Annotated in this window: 23 protein-coding genes; 11 read left to right on the top strand and 12 right to left on the bottom strand. The window is 48.1% G+C overall.

What is annotated here, in order from left to right:
- The first annotated feature begins 133 nt into the window (after nucleotides 1-133).
- Nucleotides 134-337, top strand: a complete 204-nt coding sequence (locus ACYVEA_RS14025; protein WP_461114056.1) for a hypothetical protein — start codon at nucleotides 134-136, stop codon at nucleotides 335-337.
- 84 nt (nucleotides 338-421) lie between these two features.
- Here the strand turns inward: ACYVEA_RS14025 and ACYVEA_RS14020 are convergent, their stop codons facing one another.
- A complete protein-coding gene (locus ACYVEA_RS14020; protein ID WP_461114055.1) occupies nucleotides 422-619 on the bottom strand; it encodes a hypothetical protein in 198 nt (65 codons plus the stop codon).
- Between the two features lie 166 nt (nucleotides 620-785).
- Between ACYVEA_RS14020 and ACYVEA_RS14015 the strand changes: the two genes are divergently transcribed.
- A complete protein-coding gene (locus ACYVEA_RS14015) occupies nucleotides 786-1,031 on the top strand; it encodes a hypothetical protein (protein WP_461114054.1) in 246 nt (81 codons plus the stop codon).
- A gap of 675 nt (nucleotides 1,032-1,706) precedes the next feature.
- The gene (locus tag ACYVEA_RS14010) at nucleotides 1,707-2,132 is read left to right on the top strand and encodes a response regulator (protein WP_461114053.1); all 426 of its coding nucleotides are present in this window, start codon (nucleotides 1,707-1,709) and stop codon (nucleotides 2,130-2,132) included.
- A gap of 40 nt (nucleotides 2,133-2,172) precedes the next feature.
- Here the strand turns inward: ACYVEA_RS14010 and ACYVEA_RS14005 are convergent, their stop codons facing one another.
- Complete coding sequence (locus ACYVEA_RS14005) at nucleotides 2,173-3,084, bottom strand: NAD-dependent epimerase/dehydratase family protein (protein WP_461114052.1); 912 nt, start codon at nucleotides 3,082-3,084, stop codon at nucleotides 2,173-2,175.
- Nucleotides 3,085-3,764: 680 nt separating this feature from the next.
- On the opposite strand from ACYVEA_RS14005, the gene ACYVEA_RS14000 reads away from it, so the two are divergent.
- The gene (locus ACYVEA_RS14000; RefSeq protein ID WP_461114051.1) at nucleotides 3,765-4,022 is read left to right on the top strand and encodes a hypothetical protein; all 258 of its coding nucleotides are present in this window, start codon (nucleotides 3,765-3,767) and stop codon (nucleotides 4,020-4,022) included.
- A 240-nt stretch (nucleotides 4,023-4,262) separates the two neighbouring features.
- Here the strand turns inward: ACYVEA_RS14000 and ACYVEA_RS13995 are convergent, their stop codons facing one another.
- Nucleotides 4,263-4,703 (bottom strand): DUF1810 domain-containing protein, encoded by a 441-nt coding sequence (locus tag ACYVEA_RS13995; RefSeq protein WP_461114050.1) that lies wholly within the window; start codon nucleotides 4,701-4,703, stop codon nucleotides 4,263-4,265.
- Between the two features lie 166 nt (nucleotides 4,704-4,869).
- On the opposite strand from ACYVEA_RS13995, the gene ACYVEA_RS13990 reads away from it, so the two are divergent.
- From ACYVEA_RS13990 to ACYVEA_RS13975, 4 genes are all read left to right on the top strand, one after another.
- Complete coding sequence (locus ACYVEA_RS13990) at nucleotides 4,870-5,214, top strand: cupin domain-containing protein (protein ID WP_461114049.1); 345 nt, start codon at nucleotides 4,870-4,872, stop codon at nucleotides 5,212-5,214.
- 278 nt (nucleotides 5,215-5,492) lie between these two features.
- Complete coding sequence (locus ACYVEA_RS13985; protein ID WP_461114048.1) at nucleotides 5,493-6,080, top strand: Crp/Fnr family transcriptional regulator; 588 nt, start codon at nucleotides 5,493-5,495, stop codon at nucleotides 6,078-6,080.
- 263 nt (nucleotides 6,081-6,343) lie between these two features.
- Entirely contained in the window at nucleotides 6,344-7,315 is a 972-nt protein-coding gene (locus ACYVEA_RS13980; protein ID WP_461114047.1) for an aldo/keto reductase, read from the top strand.
- The gene (locus ACYVEA_RS13975) at nucleotides 7,316-8,125 is read left to right on the top strand and encodes a helix-turn-helix domain-containing protein (RefSeq protein WP_461114046.1); all 810 of its coding nucleotides are present in this window, start codon (nucleotides 7,316-7,318) and stop codon (nucleotides 8,123-8,125) included.
- 207 nt (nucleotides 8,126-8,332) lie between these two features.
- Here the strand turns inward: ACYVEA_RS13975 and ACYVEA_RS13970 are convergent, their stop codons facing one another.
- Nucleotides 8,333-9,187 (bottom strand): NmrA/HSCARG family protein, encoded by an 855-nt coding sequence (locus ACYVEA_RS13970; RefSeq protein WP_461114045.1) that lies wholly within the window; start codon nucleotides 9,185-9,187, stop codon nucleotides 8,333-8,335.
- Nucleotides 9,188-9,244: 57 nt separating this feature from the next.
- The gene (locus ACYVEA_RS13965; RefSeq protein WP_461114044.1) at nucleotides 9,245-9,604 is read right to left on the bottom strand and encodes a nuclear transport factor 2 family protein; all 360 of its coding nucleotides are present in this window, start codon (nucleotides 9,602-9,604) and stop codon (nucleotides 9,245-9,247) included.
- 277 nt (nucleotides 9,605-9,881) lie between these two features.
- Between ACYVEA_RS13965 and ACYVEA_RS13960 the strand changes: the two genes are divergently transcribed.
- Both ACYVEA_RS13960 and ACYVEA_RS13955 read left to right on the top strand, forming a co-directional pair.
- Nucleotides 9,882-10,484 carry a DUF305 domain-containing protein gene (locus ACYVEA_RS13960; protein WP_461114043.1) on the top strand — a complete coding sequence of 201 codons (603 nt, stop codon included), beginning with the start codon at nucleotides 9,882-9,884 and terminating at the stop codon, nucleotides 10,482-10,484.
- A 4-nt stretch (nucleotides 10,485-10,488) separates the two neighbouring features.
- On the top strand, nucleotides 10,489-11,892 hold the full coding sequence (locus ACYVEA_RS13955) for a YncE family protein (protein ID WP_461114042.1): 1,404 nt from the start codon (nucleotides 10,489-10,491) through the stop codon (nucleotides 11,890-11,892).
- Between the two features lie 92 nt (nucleotides 11,893-11,984).
- On the opposite strand, the gene ACYVEA_RS13950 is transcribed toward ACYVEA_RS13955, so the two are convergent.
- The 7 genes from ACYVEA_RS13950 to ACYVEA_RS13920 all read right to left on the bottom strand — a co-directional run bounded on the left by ACYVEA_RS13950 (nucleotide 11,985) and on the right by ACYVEA_RS13920 (nucleotide 19,724).
- Nucleotides 11,985-12,731 carry an SDR family NAD(P)-dependent oxidoreductase gene (locus ACYVEA_RS13950; protein WP_461114041.1) on the bottom strand — a complete coding sequence of 249 codons (747 nt, stop codon included), beginning with the start codon at nucleotides 12,729-12,731 and terminating at the stop codon, nucleotides 11,985-11,987.
- 32 nt (nucleotides 12,732-12,763) lie between these two features.
- On the bottom strand, nucleotides 12,764-13,756 hold the full coding sequence (locus ACYVEA_RS13945; protein WP_461114040.1) for an alpha/beta hydrolase: 993 nt from the start codon (nucleotides 13,754-13,756) through the stop codon (nucleotides 12,764-12,766).
- 180 nt (nucleotides 13,757-13,936) lie between these two features.
- Entirely contained in the window at nucleotides 13,937-14,836 is a 900-nt protein-coding gene (locus tag ACYVEA_RS13940; RefSeq protein ID WP_461114039.1) for an oxidoreductase, read from the bottom strand.
- Nucleotides 14,837-14,847: 11 nt separating this feature from the next.
- Nucleotides 14,848-15,129 (bottom strand): GNAT family N-acetyltransferase, encoded by a 282-nt coding sequence (locus ACYVEA_RS13935; protein WP_461114038.1) that lies wholly within the window; start codon nucleotides 15,127-15,129, stop codon nucleotides 14,848-14,850.
- 63 nt (nucleotides 15,130-15,192) lie between these two features.
- A complete protein-coding gene (locus ACYVEA_RS13930; RefSeq protein WP_461114037.1) occupies nucleotides 15,193-15,804 on the bottom strand; it encodes an NADPH-dependent F420 reductase in 612 nt (203 codons plus the stop codon).
- An 18-nt stretch (nucleotides 15,805-15,822) separates the two neighbouring features.
- Complete coding sequence (locus tag ACYVEA_RS13925; RefSeq protein ID WP_461114036.1) at nucleotides 15,823-16,686, bottom strand: pirin family protein; 864 nt, start codon at nucleotides 16,684-16,686, stop codon at nucleotides 15,823-15,825.
- Nucleotides 16,687-17,105: 419 nt separating this feature from the next.
- Nucleotides 17,106-19,724 carry a galactose oxidase gene (locus ACYVEA_RS13920; RefSeq protein WP_461114035.1) on the bottom strand — a complete coding sequence of 873 codons (2,619 nt, stop codon included), beginning with the start codon at nucleotides 19,722-19,724 and terminating at the stop codon, nucleotides 17,106-17,108.
- Nucleotides 19,725-20,128: 404 nt separating this feature from the next.
- Between ACYVEA_RS13920 and ACYVEA_RS13915 the strand changes: the two genes are divergently transcribed.
- The gene (locus ACYVEA_RS13915; RefSeq protein ID WP_461114034.1) at nucleotides 20,129-23,308 is read left to right on the top strand and encodes a SusC/RagA family TonB-linked outer membrane protein; all 3,180 of its coding nucleotides are present in this window, start codon (nucleotides 20,129-20,131) and stop codon (nucleotides 23,306-23,308) included.
- Nucleotides 23,309-23,314 lie beyond the last annotated feature (6 nt).

Below are 23,314 nucleotides of genomic sequence, written 5' to 3'. Positions count from 1 at the left end.
GTTCGGTATATGTACTTAAGAACTGAACTTATCAGGAGTAGAATCAGAAAAAGGGTAGTTTAAATCTGGGCGTATTTTGTTGTTTAAATCGCTGAAAAGCTGTATCTTAAGGCAAACAACAACGACTAATAACATGCCACTTCGTCCAGATTATAGCCTGGTAAAAATTAACCATTGGCGACTGCTTTTCCGCAATCATTGGTCCAATCATTTCAACGAAAACTTTGTCTTTATCATGGGGAGTACATGGCAGGGCTACAACCTGAAAGTTTATCAGATAGGCCTTTTTAACTTTAGCCTGTGCCTGCTGATCGATCCCAGTTGGCAAAAGAGATGACTCGTTTTGCACCAGGCCAGTTCATAAAGCTGGGGTAATTTCAGGTATAAAGTACCTGAAAAACGAACAGAGATAGGTAAGTGATTAGGGGTAAAACACGGGCAGCGTATTGAAAACGTAGCGTTGTTCGAGTAGGTTACGGATGAGAATTGTAACCAGAGTCGGGCAGTTTGCCGTCTTGAGAATCAACGTAATAAGAAGAGTACGAAGCGTATGGGTCCAGATAGGCGAAGTACAATACGTATTGAGGGAAACCACAATAGCGTCTTCTTTGATTTTCAAGGCCTTATCTGCAATTTCAATAGTGACTTCACGATGATCTGACTAGTTATTTTGGCAAAGGGAGTTTTGCCTTGAACCAAATTCATTCGTCCGCAGGTAAGTTATGTTGAACCACTTAGGCTTATAAAGGTTGAGTGGGTAAACATACCTTTTAAATGATACGGCCATGAAGATGAACACGAAGCCTATAGTCAACCTGGAGGTGAGTCTTAAGGAATTGACCGATGCCTTTGCCCAGTTGCCGAACAACCCCGATGATCAACAACAGCACTATGCAGTCAGATTTCCCGTCACTGACGATTACGGCAATACGTCTGAACGACAACTGTTGTTTAGCTGGAACCACCACTACAACGACTGGGAGATCAATACAAAAGGGCACGATTTGCTCATCACGGCTTCCAGCCGCTAACTAGTCACGTAGCATAGCTATACATCAACCACTGGATGGACCATTACAGCAGGCATTGGTCGATTCAGTGGTTCTTTCTGGCACAGCGCCAGTTTAAAATTAGCACCAGCCTCTTCTGCTGCTGCTGACCGGGTGATTAACACGTATAGTAACGTTCGGCCTCATGCATTACTGAATTATTTAACCGCACCAGCTCCATCAAGTACATCAGCGAAAGCCTAAACTTCGCCGGAAGCGGTGCAATGGTGTTCATACAGGAAGGTGATATACGGAAGTGAGGATTATGAGGGGTTGTTCTGGTGATTTCAATACGTGCCCAACTCAATCGGTAGCCTATACGAGAGTGAGGAGCCGAATGACCGGCGAACCAGGGAGAAGTTGAGGAGTAAGCCCACAAAAGTGTGCAAAAAAGTCACCAATTTTCGTCAATACTAAGGCTTATACAATTGCTCAACCATTTGATTTACAAAATCTTATAACCCATTTACACTATTGGCATAATTTAGGTTAACCAACAGATGAACGAGCCTTTATCTCCAGTTGTTCGTTGCCCAAGGCAACCCTACCATAGATCGATATCGTTTTACTCAACGTTAGGAAAAACAAACATATTAAGAAGCTCGGTAGTGAACCGGGCTTTTATTTTAGCCTTATTTTACAATCCCAATAGCCACCATGGACGAGCACCCCATCATCTTTATTGACGCCGATGAAGATGATCATGATATGTTCAAACAAGCCCTGTCGGAGTTAGCCCTTTCTTATCCTGTAGTCGTTTTCGCCAATGGCCAAACCGCACTGGACTACCTGACGACAACCAATGAGATTCCCTTTTTAATTATTTCCGAAATTAGTATGCCGGGTATGAGCGGTCTGGAACTTCGGCAGCAAATTGATCAGGACCCTGAGCTTCGCAAAAAGTGTATTCCGTTTGTGTTCATGACCCACCCGATCGAAGATCAACTGGTAGAAGAAGCCTATGAATTAACCATTCAGGGACTCTTTGAAAAAAAGTCTACCTATACTGCCTGGAAATCTCAGGTAGGGGCCATCATCGCCTACTGGAGCGAGTGCCATCATCCCAAACGTTTTACGCGGTGAGTTTGGCTGGTTACCATAAAATACAGACAAAAGTCCATGATTACCGTAGGTTGTCCCCTGTCACGTATTGCTGCCAGTTATGCTGTTCAGTAAAGCCCAGCACGTCACGGATTTTGCGATTGGAAAACAAAGCTTCATGCTCACCTAGCTCACGCGTAATGGGCACCCCAGGAAAGAACCTTTCAGCCAGCTCTTTACTAGGAATAATAGCCCCGTTGTGATCGTTACCAGCATTGAAAATCTGATAGCCAAGGCCCTCTTTTTGCAAACATAAATCCACAATCTGGCCCAGATCACGTGCGTCGATGTAACAGAATGCATTCCGGCGTCGCACTTCAGGGTGCGTAAAATAATAGGGAAATAGCTCCGTGTATTCGTGCGGTTCGATTACATTGCCAATACGAAGGGCATATATATCAAAACCGGACCGGCGCTGGAAGCTGCGAGCGGTTTGCTCATTGACCACCTTCGATAAGCCGTAACTATCCATAGGATCCACATCATAATCCTCTTCCAGCGGCAACGATTTGGGATTGGTTTGTCCATCGGAAAAACAGATCCCATAAGTAGTCTCCGAGGAAGCAATAATAATCTTCTGAATGCCCAGTTTAACAGCGGCTTCAATTACATTGTAGGTACCCAGTGTGTTGACCCGAAAGGTTTCATTGTCCGGCTTGATTAAAATCCTGGGTACGGCCGCAAAATGGACAACCGCATCAAATTTGGGTACGCCGGTCCCTGGCTCCAGTTCAGCTAAGCCAGCATATGAACTCATGGCATTGAACATTTGTCCGGAATCAGTAATATCAGCGATCAGGTTGTCGACTCCTGGGTAATCCAGGGGCATCAGGTCTACATTCATGACGGTATGCCCTTGGGCAAGCAGGTAAGGAATGACGTGCCTGCCTGCTTTCCCCGATCCTCCGGTAAAAAATATTCGCTTTTTAGTCATAGGTGTGCTTCGGCTTGTGGTTGATCGTTAAAGCAACTGCTCTAACCAAATATGCATTTTTCAAGCCTGCTGTTATATAAACATTAGATTTGGAACCCTAAGGGCAACCTATAGTAGCGGTCAACTGCAATCAGTAGCACACAGAAACGAATCTGCTCAGCAAGCACACGTGCTCAAGTTTATCAGTTGTCATTGATACGTATTACTTCTCTGTTGGCAAGGCGATGGCCCTGTTTCATTAAAAAAGAGTGCTGTTCATAGCCCAGGGAATAGTGTTGCATTGCCCCAGTGGAAACGTCTATATAAGTGGGATTGTTTCCCTTCGTCCCAAACTAGCCAGGCCCGACACTTTTGGCCGGTAGTAATTCCGCTAAACATCCAGTTTCGGCACGAATAGGACAATAAAGTTTCTACAGGCGATAATTTATCTCGGCTAATCACACACGCACGTTTGAAGTGAATAAGTAGCTTTCGTTCGACACTACGCAGCAAGCGTCAAACTTCAAAGCCACCCACGTATCTTACAAAGCTGCGGATGCACTCATTCAGTTTACGGTCGATCTGGCGCAGGCGTATCCAAACGATGCGGGCGTGACCAGCGGGCAGCGAACGGTGCAATTAAATTGGGGTCAACATGTGCAGATTCAGGATGTCATTACACTTCTTTAACGCAGCATGTCATGACGTGCTATTCAGCCGAAGTTGGGAAACCCGGCGAATTGATCATTCATTATGCGCTAAAACTGGGACAAGCCAAAGACTTTGTTCTGACCTACAACCACCAACAAATGCAGCCTGCTATCGAGAAAATAAAACTGGAGGCTCCAGAAGATAAAGGCATTATCATGAAATGGGGCGATACTATTTATCGGATTAACTTTCAGATACTATCCCCGAAGACGTCCGACAAGCTGACGATCAAACTAGCCGAGAAGTGAGGCACTGGAGATTCTATCGACCTTTATCACCTAATAAACGGTTCGACTAAAGCACGTCGATTCAGTTTATGGCGGTTTGCGTTGCAGATTGAATCGCACTGGCATGACGCAAAAAAGCCCCGATGGATAGGACCATTGAGGCTTGAGACGTCTAATGAATTATAAACGCTGTTTTGGCTCTTTTATTGTGTCCTATGAAACAGAGCGGGCTTTATTTAGCACTATATTTATAGACGCTAATTAGCGTCCCGTTCCGTCTTTGGCTACCAAAGTAATTGTTTTTTGATCAGGCTGACCACTGAAAAATCTATCCAGTACCGCCTGAAAAACGGGGTCAGTGTTTTCTACCAGGCTGAATAAAGTCATGCTGGACCGCAGTTTCAAATCATCGGGACTTCCCAGGATCTGATTAGCCGTTTTACCCTGGATACGTAGCATCGCGTTGGCTATTTCAATCAGGCGACTTCCCAGAACAGGGTGGTCCAGGTACTCTTTGGCTTCGGCTAAATTGTTGATGGCATAGTGGGTGGCCATATGGCTAAAGCCTAACCCCGTAAGCTGGGGAAAGATATACCACATCCAGTGACTTTGTTTTCGTCCATTCCTGATCTCAGCCAGTGCTGTATGGTAGTCTCGCTCCTGGGCGTCAACAAATCGCGTCAAGTTGTTTTCTGATGTCATGATGATTCCGTTTACTGTAAACTTATGAAGGCGCATACTGATCTGGTAAACCTTTATTGGGCTCGTTTGTCTTACTCTTTAACCACTATTCATCGGTGGAAGTGATTTAGCTGCATCTGGTAGCCTGAAGCATTCACAAAACATCGACTCCTTAACGTAATCGCTTATGAATGATGCGCCATTAACCCTATATGACACTAGCGAACTCGCCCGTGCTGTCACGACCCGGTATGAAAACATCCTGCTTGCTGCGGTGAATGACCATGTAGTTAAACTAAGTGTCATGACGGAGCCCTATTACTGGCATTATCATCCCAACTCAGACGAGACCTTTATCGGGATGGAAGGTGTATTAATCATTGAGCTGGAAACAGAAACGATCGAGTTACGGCCTGGTCAACTGGTTACGATTCCTAAAAACACCGTTCATCGAACTCGGCCCCAAGGCGCACGTTCAGTGAATGTAACTATTGAGCATGACCAAATTGAAACCGTGCCGATTGAGATTTAAACAGGTGGGTAGCGGGTTACTTGTTTGTTATCAGCAACTAGTCCTAAAACCGGTCAGAAAAACCTCCGGTTTATAGTCGATAGTTACAACTATCATCTACGACGCTTACGCATAGGACAGCCATACGCTATTTATTTTCAGTCTGGACTGACTTCTGGAAGTCCAGGTTATACACAACTTTCTTTTTCGGTCAACTCTGGTTTGTCAGCCCTTATCTTTACAGGGCTAAATTTTTGTAACGTCCGTTCCATATACAACCTATTATATATTCCTGTTTGATGCTCACGTCGCTTATCCATTATATACAAGAACGGTCATCCAGTTTGCTTACCGAAGCAGATATCAGCTTGCTCGAGGAAGCGTTTATTCCTAAAAAATTAAGAAAAAGACAATTTCTGTTACAGGAAGGTGAAGTCTGCAAATACATTGCCTTCATTGTGAAGGGAGCTACCCGCCAGTATACCGTCGACGAAAAAGGGTACGAGCATGTACTCAACTTATGCATCGAAAACTGGTGGACCTCTGATCGCGAGAGCTTTCACAAAGAAATACCCTCTATCTACAACATAGATGCCTGGGAAGAAACCGAGTTGCTGTTATTACCCAAGGCCAATGGTTATTACGAACGGGTTAATACTATTCCTGCCTTCAACGAAATGCGGATAAAGCTCGATGATAATCAGCACATAGCGGCTCAGAAACGCTTGAATACGTCCATCAACTACACCGCTGATTATCGCTACCAGGAATTGATCAAACTATACCCCGAATTTTTGCAGCGTTTTCCGCAGCACATTGTAGCGTCTTACCTGGGTATAACCAAAGAAACACTTAGCCGGATTCGGCATCAATCGACAAAAAAGTAAAGTGGAACGGTTCGCTATAGCTACTCAATACGGCCTTTTTGAGTACAACAAACTATAAAACGCCTGTTCCTTCTCCTACAAAGAAGGGATTTGTGAAACGCCCTCATTTTCGACGTGGGCAGTTCCTCTTCTAACTAAACTTACTGCTGTGGTTTTGCTTCACCAACCAATTTTCCACGGTATATGTAAATTTGAGCCGCAGGGACAAACGATTTGAGCCGTAGAAGAAACTAATTCGCGTTTCGACGTTTGATCTTTGTGGCATGAAAAACAGCACAAAAATTCAGTTGGGCCCAAATGGCCCTTTCGTGTCTAAACTTGGTTTAGGCTGCATGCGCATGTCTTCCATCTGGGGCGGTTCCACACCTGACGAGTCAGAAAGCATCGCTACGATCCAGGAAGCCCTGAATCGCGGTATTAATTTTTTGAATACCGGAGACTTTTACGGGGCTGGTCATAATGAAATGCTGATCGGCAAAGCCATTAAAGGAAGGCGCGAAGATGCCTTCATCAGCGTTAAATTCGGTGCCATCTTCCACAACGGTCAGTGGTTGGGAATGGATCTGCGACCCATTGCTATCAAGAATTTTATTAACTACTCGCTGACTCGCCTGGGTATTGACACCATCGACCTCTACCAGCCTAGCCGAATGGATAATAGCGTGCCGGTGGAAGACATCATTGGAACCGTTGCCGACCTGATAAAAGAAGGTAAAGTGCGTACCATTGGCGTATCGGAAATTACGGCTGACCAGCTTCGTAAAGCGAACGCCATTCACCCCATCAGCGCGCTGGAAATCGGCTATTCGCTGGCCGACCGTCAAATCGAAAGCGACCTGCTGCCAACAGCCAAAGAACTAGGTATTGGTATAGTGGCCTTCGCCAACACGGCCGAAGGCTTATTGACCGGTGAACTGAAAGCACCGCTTGCCGAAAACGATTACCGTACCCATTTCTCCCGTTTTCAAGGTGAAAACTTAATCCATAACCTGGAAAAAGTCGATGTCTTGAAGCAATTAGCCAGCAACAAAGGATGTACGCCAACCCAGCTGGCCATCGCCTGGGTGAAGGAGCAAAGTGATCATATCATGCCGTTAGTGAGCATGAGTCGTCGGTCGCGCTTACCGGAAAATATCGCAGCGATGGATATTGTCTTTACATCGGAAGAAATGAACACGTTGAACACTACGTTTGCCATAGGCGCTATACACGGTGGCACTTACTTACAACGCTAAATGACTAGTCCAGCCGAAATTCTTCCGGGCGTGATTTTCTATTCGTACCTCTCCGCTGAGCGGAAGGAGAAAGTTTGTTTCTGGAACCACCATACCTTGATATTGCAGGTTTCGGGACAGTTTACCCTGGAAACCTCCGGGCAAAAAATTTCGATGACCGGGGGAGAAATGCTGTTGATCGGTAAAAATCAGTTGGGTACGCTCACCAAAACACCGCTCCCTGGCGGCCACTATGAAACAATCGTGATATCCCTGCAGGAGGACCTGCTGCGCAAGATCGCATTGGAAGACAAGCTCGAAGCAGACCGGAAATATATCGGTCCGCCAAACCTCCTGATTCCTTCCAACGAATTCCTGCAGGGCTATTTTCACTCTATTGTTCCTTACGCCCGAAGCTCAGGAGCGGCCATGACGGACGAAATGGGCATCCTGAAAGTGAAAGAAGGCGTTAAATTGTTATTGCTTGCCCTGCCAGGGCTTCGCAGCTTTTTATTTGACTTTTCAGAACCTTACAAGATTGATCTGGAAAAGTTCATGCTTACTAACTTTCATTTCAACGTTCCCATTGAAAGATTCGCGCAGCTTACCGGCCGCAGTCTGGCCGCTTTTAAACGCGATTTTGTGAAAACGTTCGGCGCCCCACCCCGTCATTGGCTACAGGACAAACGGCTGACTGAAGCAAAGCACCTCATCGAAGCCAAACATCAAACCCCCTCGGCCATTTACCTCGACCTGGGGTTTGAAAGCCTGTCGCACTTCTCCCATTCCTTCAAGAAAAAGTTTGGTATGGCCCCTACTGCCCTGAAGTAGGGGCTTTCTCCAGAATAATTTACCAGTTTCCAAAACAGTGGCTTAAACTGTCTCAGATAGGGATAAGAACCTGTGTGCTAAACGGGAAAGCCGGACGTTATGACAGCAAAGGGCATTACGTTACTATTCGTTCTGGTGGGAAATGGTCGATGAAAGTGGCGAATAGTACGTTATGATGCAGACTAAACTGGACTGTAAACCAGCCAGTTAGTTAGCACCCCAATTTTGGGCTAGATACCTATCAACGGAGGAGAGCGGGAAGAATATCGTTTCTAATTCTGTTACATTGGCCGAATAGCCAACGGTTTCAAACCAGGTAAACATAAGCGCTGTTTCTTCGCCTGCCTGTTCCCGGAAGCTATCAAACGACATTTGCTGATACCGCACGGGTTTATTAACTACCTGGCTGAATGTTTCGGCCAGTTTTGTCATCGGTATGTCAACGCTGGCTACGTCGATCTCTTTTCCAACAAATCGATCTCTGTCGGCAAACACCGTGGCGACCATGCTGCCGTAATCCTGCTCAGATAGTTGCTGTAATGTTGTTTCGGGACGTAGTGGAAGTTCGATAAGACCTTTATCAATCATATCCCGCATACCCCTGTAATTATACATAAAGTAAACAGGGCGTAGAATGGTATAGGGTAAGTCAATCATTCGGATATGCTCTTCGATGGCGTACTTACTCTCAAAATGCGGAATGCCCGTATGACGATTGGCACTACCCACCGACGAATAGACGAAGTGATTGACAACCGCTTTTTTAGCCAGATCGGCTAGTGTTTTTCCCTGTTTGACTTCCGTATCGGCACCGTGTGAGAAGTCCTGCATGGAAAAGACACCATAGGCGTCGAGTAGGGCCTCATCTAATGACTTTATGTCCTCAAAATCACCTTCTACTAATTCAGCTCCCAGCGATTCGAGTGCTTTTGCTTTCTCGCTCGCTTTATGCCTAACCAGCGCCCGAACCGTGAACGTCCCCTGTTCCAATAGGCTTTTCGTTACAGCACTCCCCTGATTACCGGTAGCGCCTGTAACCAGAATAACGGGTTTCACAGTCATGTGGTAGCTAATTTTAATACCAAAAAGAATGGCTTTACACTGGCCTGATGTAGTCCTTTACTGAGCATCCATGAACACAAACAGGTGCGCCACTTTTTCATTTTCCAGTACAAAAAAATCCATGCCGGTTAAGACATTCGGCTTGGGCCCGGTACGGATATCCCAGTATAGCCGAGCCCCATTTTGCGTACTTTCCATGGGTTTTGTCACCGTAAAGGTAAAATTGGCATCGCCCGCAAACAGCTTATCAATAAAGTCAGAAACGGCACTAGTGCCGGTAAGAATAAAATCCTTGTCATACATTTTTATCTCGTCGGCATAGATGGTTTGCATCAGTGCATCACGTGTTGTACGATCTTTTTCATTCCAGACAGCGGTATGGGTTTGCTGGAGCGTATTCATTAACTGGGCATCCATAAGTAGACTGGCTAGTTTGTTTCCTAAAACGATACGACATTACTGCTCAAAAGTAAGCGTTGTCGTTGGTGTCAAACGTTGATGTAGATCAACAAAACTAATTGCGTCACTCAGTTCTCCAGATCAAGATAGGCCCCCGAATGAACCTTGCGCCTGGTATCGCACTTAGTTATCATATATCAACAAGTGGCTGTGCGGCCCCAGGTTACCTTTGCCGTGGTTATGAATTACCACAGCACGTTTCTACTTTGAGAGGATCGAAGAATGCCATTTGCACATGAAAAAATACGGGTTTCTTATCGCCTTCCTGGTGTATGCTCAAGGTTTGCAGGCGCAACACCATCAGCACGTAACGCCGGATCAGACGCCTAAGCAAGTTTATCTGACCATGATGGATACGATGATGGTCCGCATGGGAGAAACACCGGCTGGCAATAGCCCTACCACTTCTTTTCTGCACCAAATGATCGTACATCATCAGGGAGCCATTGCTATGGCGAATTATGAAATCATTCATGGCAAAAATAGGGAGATGATTCAACTGGCCAAAAGCATCCGGGTCGAACAGAAAAGCGAAATTGAGCAGATGCAGCTCTGGCTGAAACAAGCTAATGCCGATGGTACGGGTACTCCCCCTCTGTTCCAGTCAGCCATGGACCAGACGATGGCCGTCATGATGAGCATGATGCCCCTAACCAATGCGCTGACGGATACCGATAAAGCGTTTGCCGCCGTCATGAAGCCACACCATCAAGCGGCTATCGACATGGCTAAAGTGCTGGTGCATTACAGCGGGAATGGGCCTGTAACCGCGTATGCCAAACAACTTATGGCCAGCCAGCAGATTGAAATTGACCAGATGTCGGACTTTTTAAAGTAATATGATGAACCAGAAACGTTTTCTTTTAGGCATGTTGCTATTGGGCAGCGTTACTACCCACGCCCAATCACGCTACGCACACGACCGGGTCTATACAGCCAACCAGGTGTCCAACACAGTGTCGGTAATAGACCCCTCGACCAATACCTTTTTGGGCGAAATCGACTTAGGTAAACCGTACCCCAACGTACTGTCGCCCTTGTATCGGGGGCAGGCGCTGGTGCATGGCCTGCGCTATCTGCCGACCAAAAAGCTACTGGCGGTGGTATCCATCGGCTCCAACTCCGTCACGTTTATTTCTACCGAAACCAACAAGGTGCTAAAAACGGTCTATGTCGGGCGCTCGCCCCACGAGCCGACCTTCACGCCCGATGGCAAACAGGTGTGGATCTCGGTGCGGGGCGAAGCCTATATCAGCGTGATCGACGTCGCCACCATGACCGAAGTAAAGCAGGTTCCGGTGGCTGATGGTCCGGGAATGGTGTCCTTTTCGCCCGATGGCAAGCTGGCCTACGTGTGTTCCAGCTTCACGCCTGAACTCGATATCATCAATACCACTACGTATAAGTCCGTAAAAAAGATACCCGTGGTCAGCCCGTTTTCGCCAAATATCTTCACCAGCCCGAAAGGCGAATGGGTTGCGTTTACGCACAAAGATGTCGGGAAGGTAACGGTATTGAATACCCGCACCCAGACCATCGCCAACGTGCTGAACACGGGGGCCATTACTAACCACGTAACGTTTACGAACGTTGGCAACAAACTGCTGATGCTGGCGACCGTGGGTGGCGAAAATAAAGTACGTGTGTTCGACCCGGCGCAGAATTTCAAACAAACCGATACGGTCAATGTGGGTACCCTGCCGCATGGCATCTGGGCGGCACCCGATGGGAAACTGGCGTATGTAGGCCTGGAGTATGCCGATGGCGTGCAGGGCATCAACCTGGAAACCATGCAGCCGCTACCGCCGGTGAAGATTGGGCAGAGTCCGCAGGCGTTGGTGTATGCCGGAAATGCCGTAACTGATATCAGGAACCCAGCCAACCTGACCCCATTAACCGATTCAGCCGCCACCCAGCTTATTACGCTTAACCCGGCAGGCAATAACGACCATGGACTGGGAAGGCTGGCCGTTCGTCCGGTTGGCCTAGCCGATCTAGTGGAACAGATTTTTTCAAATCTGCAACCCAATGGTACGTATATACTGGCGTTTACTCGCTCAAAAACAGCGCCTTACACAGCCGATTATGAGATTAATCGGTTCAAGGCAGATGACAAAGGAAAATACATGGGCCAGTCAACCGGCCTGGTCCGGTCAACCGAAAAAAAGGCAACTACGGACGCATATACGCATATCGTATTGGTTGACAATACAAGCCAGGACGTGGTTTTGATTGATCAACGCTGAATTAAAATAGACCGTAACCAAAAAGAGCACCTTTGACAGGTGCTCTTTTTGGTTAAATAATCGGCTATGTCTTCAGAAATAACGCGGTTACCTCACGTGGTCTGTCCGCCATCTACGTTCAGCGTTACACCGGTGATGTATTGAGCATCCTCACTCGCCAGGAACGCCACTGCAGCGCCAATATCTGCCGGGTTTCCATACCGCCCCAAAGCTACGGCTTGCAGCATGGCCGAACTATGCGGGCCATCAGCCGGATTCATATCGGTGTCGATTAGCCCCGGCTGAATGATGTTCGCGGTTATGTTTTTGCTTCCCAGATCTCTAGCCCAGCTTCTTGTATAGGCTGCCAAGGCCGCTTTGGTTGCCGCATAATCGCCTATCCCCGGATAAGCGGAGCGGCTGCCACCGGTAGAACCAATGCTGATGATCCGGCCTCCGGTACCCATGTAAGGCAATGCTGTACGAACGGTATGAACCACACCGTGTACATTGACATCCCATTGTTTTTTGAATGCAGCCTGATCGGTATCGGAAGCATCGATGGTTCCGGTAATAAACAAGCCTGCACTGTTGACCACAATGTCGATTTGGCCGAACGTTTCAACTACCAGTTGGATGGCCGCATTAATCTCCTCGTCGCTGCCAGTATCCGCTTTGATCGCCAGGACCCTGACGCCCAGGGTTTCAAGCTCAGTGGCCAGTTTTTCCGCTTTCTCTTGTGAACTAACGTAGGTAAAAGCGACACTGGCACCTTCTTCAGCTAACCGTTTTGCAATACCGGCACCAATGCCCCGGCTACCACCGGTAACAAAAGCAACCTTCCCTTGAAGTTTGGCCATAGTATTCTCGTCTTGTCTATTTTATGGAATGGTTAGGCCTTTAGCGCGGCTTTGATTACCGCAGCCGCCTGCAACAGGGCCGTTTGCACGGCCGGAACGGTGGCAATGGGGTTCAGCAACCCATAATCATGAATCAGACCGCTATACCGGGTGTGGGTTACGAGTACCCCCGCTTCGTTCAGCTTGCGGGCGTAAGCTTCGCCCTCATCCCGCAATACGTCATTTTCGGCGGTCTGTACCAGCGCTGGTGGTAATTCTTTCAGCTCATCCATAGTCGCCAGCAGGGGCGATGCATAGATCTCGTTTCGCTTGCTGGCATCAGGCAGGTAATTGTCCCAAAACCACTTCATCATGTTCTTGGTTAAGAATCGGCCGCTGGCAAACAAGTTGTACGAATCGGTATCAAAATCAGCATTTGTAACCGGCCACAACAGCACCTGCAACTTGATTTTGGGCCCGTTGTTATGTTTAGCCATCAAGGCCATAATTGCCGACATATTTCCGCCGACGCTGTTGCCTACCACCGCCAGATTGCCACCATCCACGCCTATTTCGCTGCCATGTTCCGCTACCCATTGCAGCGTTGCATAAATTTCGTTGATGGCCGTTGGATACTGCGCTTCGGGCGAAGGCGTATAATCGGGAAAGACGGCCACGGCACCACTATACACCACCAGATCACGTACGAGTCGTCGGTGCGTTGGATAGTCGCCCAGCACCCAGCCCCCTCCGTGAATAAAGATGAACACCGGTGCGCCCTCCTGAACCTGCTCGGGCTTTACAATATGGACGTTTACCTGATAGCCGTTTTGCGAAATCGTCTGTTCGGTTTCGGTGATACCCGAGTAATCGACCTCGACCGATTGTTGCGCACCGGTCAATACCTGTCGGGCATCGGCGGGGCTTAAGGTTTCTACGGGTTTACCATCGCCCGAATTTAGTGCCTGCAAAAAAGTCCTGACCTCCGAAAAAATCTGTGGATCTTGCTCGCCTTTAAAGGGACGTTCCTGTGCCGTACTGCTCATTACTTCTAGCGTTAAGTTTCTGAATGATAAATCCTGAGTAGTTTCTTCAGGGACGCGACAAAACTAGCGTTCACGAAAGCGGAGGGCGTTGAGGTATGATAAAAAACGCCGTTGATTTACATCAACAAAGCTTAATAAACACGGTTGTTATTTTACTGTTATTGTATGCCTTAATCCTGTTTATCGGTCGGTTGGAAACGAAACACCGGTTTCTTTTTCGGCGTAGGCCCATAAGGTCTCGGCTTCTGCTCTATTGGCCGCCGTTTCGTTGATGAACGCGGGTGCCGGGTAGCCTGTCAGTTCCTTTTCGCCATCGGGACCATAATAGCCCCCTTTAATAGCCTCGGGCGACGTAGCGGCAAAGAGGGCCGTTAACGCGCCCTGCCAGGGGTCCATTACCTCGTTATAAGTGTTCAGGGCCATGGCATCAATATGCCGCTGCAACCCTGTCCGAACAATACCCGGATGAGCCGCCAGGGAATACAGATCCCCACCGGTACGGTCCATTTTTCGTTGCAGTTCCAGCGCAAACAACATATCCGCCAGTTTGCTGATCCCGTAGTCACGAACGGGATCATACGATTTTTCGGAGCGCAGATTGTCGTAGTCAATCCCGGTTGCCCACTTATAGGCACCGCTACTCAATGTAACGACCCGTGCGCCGGGCGTTTGTTTCAGTAGTGAATAGAGATGCCCCGTCAGGGCAAAATGCCCCAAAAAGTTAGTACCAAATTGCAGTTCATAGCCATCATCGGTACGGCTTTGGGGCGGCATCATCACCCCGGCATTATTGATCAGAATATCCAGGTGGGCGTGCGTACTGACGTAATCCTGCGCAAACTGCTTTACCTGTGCCAGATTAGCCAGATTCAGGACCGCCGTTTCTACATTACCCCTACCCACCAGCTTATTTATTTCTTCGGCCGCCTGACGTAACTTCTGAGCATCGCGACCGGCAATGGTTACGGCAGCACCGGCCTTATATAAGGCTACCCCCATTTCATAGCCTATCCCTGAATTACCCCCGGTTACCAGTGCCTGCTTCCCGGCCAGATCAGGAATATTTTGAGTTGTCCACATCGTTTCAATTGTTAAAAGAGCACGTCCTGGTAATCAGGCGTTTTATCGAATACCGATCTGGCGAATGGACAAAGCGGCAGTATTTTAACTTGTTTTTCGCGGGCGAAAACGACGGATGCCTGCACCAGTTGTCTGCCAATACCCTGGCCTTTCAGGGCTTCGCTCACGCCGGTATGGTCGATAATAATTCGTTGATCACCCGCCCATACGTAGGTCATCTCAGCTTCTGTTTTACCATCTACCGCTACGTAAAACAGTCCTTTTTCTCCGTTGTCTTTATGCTGAATATCCATGCTAGTTACTATGCGTCTGCGCTACACTGTAAGCATTAGTCTATGCTGAAAGTAGACTAATGCTTAGCGATTTACCTTAATAAGTTCAATTCCGGATAAAGCCCCGCCCACATCCTGAAGGTGACCGCCCTGCCTGAACGTGCCTAGATCAAGCGGCTCAAAACCCATTGTTTTCGTAATCTCAGCTACTTCTTTTTTCGCGTCGGCATCATCACCACTCATGACAATAACCGAACTGCCCAGGCTGGTCTGCGATGGCTGTGCAAGCGTAGCAGCCGCGAGGGTATTGAACGCCTTAACAACCCGCTGTGCAGGAAACAGGCCCGCTACATACTCGCCCGTTGATTTACCCGCCGTATCGGCCAGCCGAAAGGGGCTGACCGAGACAATATTGTTGGTAGCATCGATAATAATCTTCCCGTTATAGCCATTTAATTCGCTGGCCAGATCCGGTAATTGGGTCCAGGGAACGGCGATAAACAATACGTCGGACTGGGCAATGGTTTGGCTAACCTCAGCGGCCGTCAATGATCCGCCAATGGAGGCCACCAGGTCTGTCAACGATGCGGGTCCCCGACTGTTGGTGATCAATACCCGGTGGTTTGTTTTGGCCAGATGCGTGGCCAGGCCACGGCCAATATGGCCCGAACCAATAATACCGATTGTGTAACTCATGCTCGTTTAGTTTAAAAGTTAGTAGATCAGTTTCTGGTCTTCAGGGGCGGTAGCGATATGTTTCATCGTTCCACTTCTGTATTGTTTATACAGGTCGGCAATCTCTGCCTGGGTGTCGGCAATAAAAGGTCCATAGGAAAAGATGTTTTCATGGGTTGGCTCTGCCGCATACAACACAAAGCGCACGCCGTCTTCACCTGCCTGCATCGTCAGGTTACTCTCTTCTTCGGAGTCGAATACATCCAGCCAGGCTACCTGATCCTGATTTATGTGTTTCCCCGCGATCCATACCGAACCGCTGATGACATACATAAAGGCGTTGAAACGGGCTGGAAACTGAACGCTGGTATCAACGCCTGCTTTCATAGTGAACTCGGCGACAATGAGGGGCGTGTAATTCTTTATCGGGGAATGAATACCGGCCAGCGAACCGCTGTACAGCCGCATGTTGACACCTTCTTTGTCCAACACCGGCACCTGTTCGGCGGGCAAGATCTGAATACGGGGCGTAACCCAGCGGTCTTTCCGGGGGAGGTTCAGCCACATTTGCAACAAACGCCCTTGGGTGGGGCCATCGATCGTTTCGGTGTGAACCGTGCCGCTACCGGCCGTCATGACCTGGAAGTCCCCCTTTTTCATGGACTCCATCATCTCTTTTATTTCCCCATCGATTAGAAGCGAGACTGTTTCAAAGCCTGCATGAGGGTGAGGCCCACCGGCGGGTTCATCATCTTTTTTGTCCAGCATGTCGTCCATCAGGAAAATGAACGGATCTGTTTGGGTGAAACCGCCGGTCAAAACGGTACGGGCCACATGACCAGTGCCCAGAAAGCCCTGTTCGTTGTGCGGTGTATATAGGCGATAAACGGTTCGTTGTCTCATCACATTTGCTCTTTTTATCCGGGAGCAAACTTACTCGTAGCTACCAGGGCAATCCGATGAGGTATGTTAATTAAATGTGTTGATGTAGATCAATAGTTTGTCAAATCAACCCATAGGCGTGTAGGGTCGCCTATCAACAAAAAAGGCTAGAATCGATTCGTACTTACTTCCCGGCTAGCCACATTGTCGTGGGCTAGGATCAACCTGGCAGTTAGACGCAGAAAGCCATTCAGGTAGCCGGCAGGGAAACTCCCTGAGGCCGTGATCTCTGCGTCTCGGCTTATCGGGCCGTGACTAAAACAAACCACATTGGCGGCCTGTTATCCCAGACGTTGGCATCTATTTTATCTTGTGGCGTTGAGTCTGGCCTTTCTGGTTCCAGAAAATAAACGTACCCCGGTAGGATATGATTCATTACCTTAATCAATGATAGTCGAGAACGATTGTTCGTAATCTTCGCCGTAGATTGCTTTGTAGTCTCTAACAAACTTCTCGAACGTATTTTTCGCCAGAGTATGTTTGCCCATCAGTGCCAGCGCTTTACACCTTAAAATGATGGCATCTTCGTTGACGGGGTCATAATCAAAAATAAAGGTCGTGATCTGAATCAAAAACTCCGGATCTTCACTAACAGGCAACGTATCAACGTATTTCAGAAATGTATTTATAAGTTTATTGGAGATATCCGCTTTAAAATCGTCCAGCCACGGGTACTCTGTATTCTGTAAAAAAGAGCCGCGCTTTGTGATTTTGCCCAGTTCAATAATTGTCTGTTTTGTAAGCGGGACTTTATCCTCAATAATGGCACTGTAGCATTCATAATCAACGTATAGCTGACTAAAATCAAACTCGATTTTCCAATAGCCGGATTCTTTGGAAAGCGAACAGAATGCCACCTTCTCCAATAGATTGCGCAGCTTTGTAATATTAACGGATCGGTTATTGCCAGCGTCTCGTTCCGACTTGTCAGGCCAAAGAATTTCGTTCAGCTTTTGAGAGGGCACCCCCCGATGTTTACCAATGCTGTTGAGCGCCAGCAACAGAAATAGCTCTTTCAGCAAGGGCGTAAACGCCTTGGTTATGTCGTAGCCTGTATGATCCAGGACCTGAAAATTCCCAAAAAAGAAGATGCTCGATGGTAGAGGCAATGGTTTCGTAGCCAAGGTAACCGCCTGTAGACCAATGACTTCCGGCGTAACTTGTTCTGGGTTGGCGTTTTGTAAAACCGCCCTGGGGATGTCGGGCTGATACGGCTCTGGCTGTTGGTCCCCTGCCGGTCGACGGCTTCGGCGGATGTACAGAAAGATGCCGGCACCCGCTACCAGGGTAGCCAGGGCAAGCCACACGTAGTTTATAGGATATGACTCCTCTTCAGCCGACTGAACCTCCAGCAGGTTCGGTGGGAACGAAATTGAAAACAATTTTACGTCTGTACTGTGGTTAGCCTCGTTCTGATACAACGTAACCACTATTAACTTTTGGCTGATTGGACAGTAGTATAAATCGGCGTACGAGTGAATATCGTGGAAGGAATAAGGAATGGGATTACCAATTACGTCATAGGTTGGTTTGGCTAAAGAGCCTCGAATGAGTTGGAGGTGAGATTTGAACTGGTGATTGGGGAAAATAAGCCCGTAATATTGGTTCGTTTTTGGCTCGATGACCAACGAATTAGCAAAGGCAAAATCCGTTTTAGGAACGTTCAGTTCGTAGAGTTTTCTGAACTCATTTTTTTTTACTACGTACTGCAGAAGGTCGTACGAATTTTTCGGATTGAGCATCTGTTCGCCCGTTATGCTACCATAGCCTCCCATCATATAAATGGTATCCTTAGTAAACGATGTGCCTAGCGCAGCTAGATAACGGGGTGTATATACGTCCTTCCCTACAGCGAGCGTATCCCATCTACGAGTGTTGAAATGATAGCGCAGGATACTGTTCTTGTACGTTAGCTGGCCGTAGCCACCAAGTACATACAGCGATGAATCGGCCCTGGCGATGAATTTGTTGGCGTGCCAGTATTCCGTTACCTGTACGTGATTGGGACTGATTGATTCGTTCGACCAGTTGCCTGTTACTGGATCGTAAACGGCGACCGCTTTTTGGTCCACAAAAAAATTATAGAGCTTTCCGGTAATGGGATTGTAAACGGCTTGACTGCCCCGGAAAAGGTTCGTTGGGTAAATTTTGTGAGGCAGACGGTTACCCTGACGCTTTTGAACCGCATACTGGTAGAGTTCATCCGACCCAACTACGTATATCGTTTCGGAGGTAGGGTCGAAGGCAACGTTGGCATATCCCTTGATCGTAAACTGATCGGTCAGTTTCCAGTCGTTATGCAGCGATTTTATCCAAACCGGGTTTTTCACCGAAGCGATCTGACCAGTAATTTCATCTTTGGCCGTCGTTCCGTCTATTTCCCGCAAAGGCCAGTAATATTTCCGCTGATCATCCTCATACAGGCTAATGTCTTTTAAGTTCATTGGGGGTAAATCCGTTGATTTGAATTCCCGGAACTCATTACTACCAAAAAAAACTTTAAAGCAGCCTGCTTCCTTAAAATATAGTTTGTCGCTGACAACCAGCTTGTTATTAACGAAGACCAGTAAGGTCTTATGAGGCAAATCCAGTTGAATCCTGAACTGATTCCACTGATTGAATAAGTGCGTTGAATCGAGTCGGATAACAGACTGGGAAAACCGTTCACCAAGTATGATTTTGAAGCATTTCGATTTCTGATCGTACAACAAATCAAGGTTCTGTTTTTCATCCTGGATCATCCGGAAGATATAGCCAAAGTAGGTTTGGTAATTAGGCATTAGCGCCATGTCGAATGTAAGGTCGACCTTGCCCCGAAGGCATAATGGTCGTTCTGAAGATAAGTCCAGCGATGTCCGGCTGTCCTGAATGTCTTCATGGCCCACAAAATGCAGGCCATACGACTGGGCATTAAGGCCTGACGGGAGCCATAGACACATAGCCGCCACAGGCAGGCAGATGCGCGCAAATAAGGTGTATATGTACCGATGAAAGGTCAATGTGTTTGTAGTTATGCTGCTACTCTTTTTTTGTCAGCCAAACGGGCTTTCAAGCCCCGTATTACTTCATTATCCCACAGTTGTTAGCCAGATTGATACGCTGCCTCTACTGCGTCTAATTTACCTAACATTCATTAGTCATCAAAACTATAGACTATTCTATTATTCCTGACAAAACCCATATTTTATTGCTCAAACAGTAAGAAAATTAATAAAATTTAGTCATATACTTCAACATTTAAGCTTTTGTTAAGGTATTTTTAATTGCCTCCCTCGTTCTTCGTGGCCTGTTTAATCCAAAAAAATCAGGATTTATGCAAAAAAAATTATCTAGCAAAAGGGGAGTAAGGCGAGCCGTTCGCCGATCGGTTTGGGTAAGCCTACTCCTGTACACTGCGTTTACGATGACGGTAAAAGCTCAGTCGTTGCTGGCGAGCCGGACCTACGTACCTGCCAGTACATTAACGGGTAGAGGCCTGATTCCCTCGTATAATCGTGCCCCAATGGACCGAACGATTACGGGTAAGGTTGCCGATGAAAAAGGAGCTGCTTTGCCGGGCGTGAGTGTTGTTCTAAAAGGATCGACCCGCGGTACGACGACCAGTGATAAAGGTACGTATTCGTTAAGTGTGCCGAATGGACCGACCGTATTGGTTTTTTCATTTGTTGGGTATGAATCGCAGGAAGTTGAAATTGGCAACCGAAACAGCGTCGATATCTCGCTGAAAGAAGATGCCAAAGCCCTGAACGAAATAGTCGTCGTTGGCTACGGCGTTCAGAAAAAAGTAAACGTAACAGGCGCTATTTCCACCGTTACTAACAAAGAACTCGTCATTAACGCCAACAGCGACGTAACCAATACCCTGACGGGCCGGGCGCCCGGTGTTCGGGTGACGCAACTATCCAGCCAGCCGGGCAAATACGATTCGCAGATCGATATTCGGGGGTTCAGTTATACCGATCCTAATGACATTAACGGCAATCAGACGGGTGGACCGCTGATTATTGTCGATGGCGTTCAGCGGGATAAAGCTGGCTTCGACCGACTGGACCCCAATGAAATTGAAAGCGTGTCGGTCCTGAAAGATGCTACGGCGGCCATCTACGGCGTCAAGGCAGCCAATGGGGTCATTCTGGTTACCACCCGAAAAGGAAGCCAGGGTAAAGTGCAGGTAAACTATACCGGTCACTACGGCCAGCAGATCATTACCCGATACCCAGCCCTGTCGAATGCCTATCAGTACGCAACACTGTATAACGAGCAGCAGATAAATAATAACATCAGCAATCGGCAGGAGATGACGCCACCGAAGTATTCTGACCAGCAACTAGCTGACTTCCAGAGTGGCAAAGTACCCAGTACGGATTTCCTGAAAGCGGTGATGCGCGACCGGGCGGGCCAGCAGCAGCATAATCTCACCGTTAGCGGAGGTACCGATAAACTCCGGTATTTTGCGTCGGCGGGTTATTTTGGGGAGAATGGCTTGTTCAACTCGGATATTATGATCGGCAAAAAATACAACCTCCGGTTGAATATCGACGCTGAACTGACAAAAGGCCTGACGATGGGGGCTAATCTGGCTTTTATCAACTCCGTCAGCCGGGAACCAAGTCAGGCGATCTGGGCCCTATTAAAGAATACCTGGCAGTGGGACCCAACGGAGCCACTCTATTCCAACAATGATCCAAACTACCTCCGGCAGCCGCTAAGTTCACTTAGCCACCCTGTTGCCGATTTTTCAGAGGCTTATAGCGGGTACAACCGAAACGACGAGAAATTTCTGACGTCCACTTTCCAACTGACGTATAACGTTCCTTTTGTGAAAGGGCTGACGGCCAAGGCCCAGTACGCATACGACATCAATTATAATTTTAGGAAGCAGTTTACCAAGAAATACAATCAGTACGATTACGTAGTTGACCCAACGACTAACCAGCTTACTCAGAAAGCGTATACACACCTGGCTCCTTCCCGCTTGACGGAAGCGTTTGGGCAGGGAAGCCGCAATGATATCCAGTTGTCATTCAATTACCAGAATACCTTCGGCAAGCACAACGTGGGCGCGCTGGGATTATACGAGCAGATCGACCGGGTAAATAATAGCAACAATGCCAACACGCAGTTTATCATCGATGCCGTCGATCAGTTGGTAGCCGGTAACCGCAAAACCGACGCTATCGGTTCGGGGTATAGCTCAAGTGCCAACATGAGTTACGTAGGTCGCGTGAATTATGACTACGCTGGGAAGTATCTGGCGGAAGCCGGTTTCCGGTATGACGGTTCATCCAGTTTCCCGAAAAACAGCCGCTGGGGATTTTTTCCTTATTTCTCGGCTGGGTGGCGACTGTCCGAAGAAGCGTTTATTCGGAACCATGCCCCCTTTATCAGTAACCTGAAACTACGTGGTTCGTACGGCATCCTGGGCGACGATGGCATTGCGGGCGCTTCGTTCCAGTTCCTGACTGGCTACACGTATCCAAGTAGCGGGTATCAGTTCGGAACGACCTTCGTGGGCGGCCTCGGGTTCAAAAACTCAGCCAACCCGAATATTACCTGGTATACATCGACCACAACCGACTTCGGCATCGAGGGCGCTTTCTGGAACGGCCTACTGTCGTTTGAGGCAGATGTATTCCGGCGCGACCGGGACGGTTTACTGGCGGACCGCATATCGACGATACCCGCTACCTACGGCGTAAACCTGCCGCAAGAGAACATCAATCAGGATCGCACGCAGGGATTTGAACTGGTGCTGGGACATCGCAATAAAGTCAAAGGCGTTACCTACTCGATCTCGGCCAACATGAGTTACGCCCGAACGCAGTATCGTTACCGGGAAGAAACCCCCGCCAACAGCGATTATGATTACTGGCGCAACCGAAACGCCGGCCGCTATAACGACATTGTGTGGGGCTATAAAACGGATGGGCAGTTTACCAGCTACGAAGAAATCCGGAACTGGCCCATTATGGATGGGGCCGGCAACCGGACGGTCCTGCCTGGCGACATTCGCTACGTTGACCTGAACGGCGATGGCCTTATCAATAACCTCGATGAAACGGTCATTGGGCGGGGGCAAAGCAAACCGTCCATTTATTTCGGTACCAACCTTACGCTGTCGTGGAAAGGCTTTGATGTCGCTGTGTTGTTCCAGGGCGCTACCATGTATCAGGTGGCTTATCAGGATCAGCTATCGAGGCCCTTTTATTTTCAGACGGCCAACCCGATATCTGCCTTCAACGACCGCTGGCACCGTTCGACAATTGCCGATGCCACCAGTGAGTGGATTCCGGGCAAATATCCCTCAACGGGCCAGCGCCAGAATTATAAGAGCAATGAGTTCTGGCGGTTCGATGCTACGTATCTGCGGCTCAAAAGTCTGGAGGTGGGCTACAGCCTCCCGAAGGGGTTGATCAGCAAAGCCCACATCAGAGGGTTGCGCGTTTTCGCAAACGGCTACAACCTGGCTACCTGGTCGAAGGGGCTTGATTTTGTCGATCCGGAATATACGGACGACCGGTTGTACAGTTACAATTATCCGCTGACGATGAACCTGAATCTGGGCGTCCAGCTTTCTTTTTAATCCGTA

The sequence above is a fragment of the Spirosoma jeollabukense genome, assembly GCF_054777855.1.
This window is presented reverse-complemented; position numbering and strand designations above follow the sequence as displayed.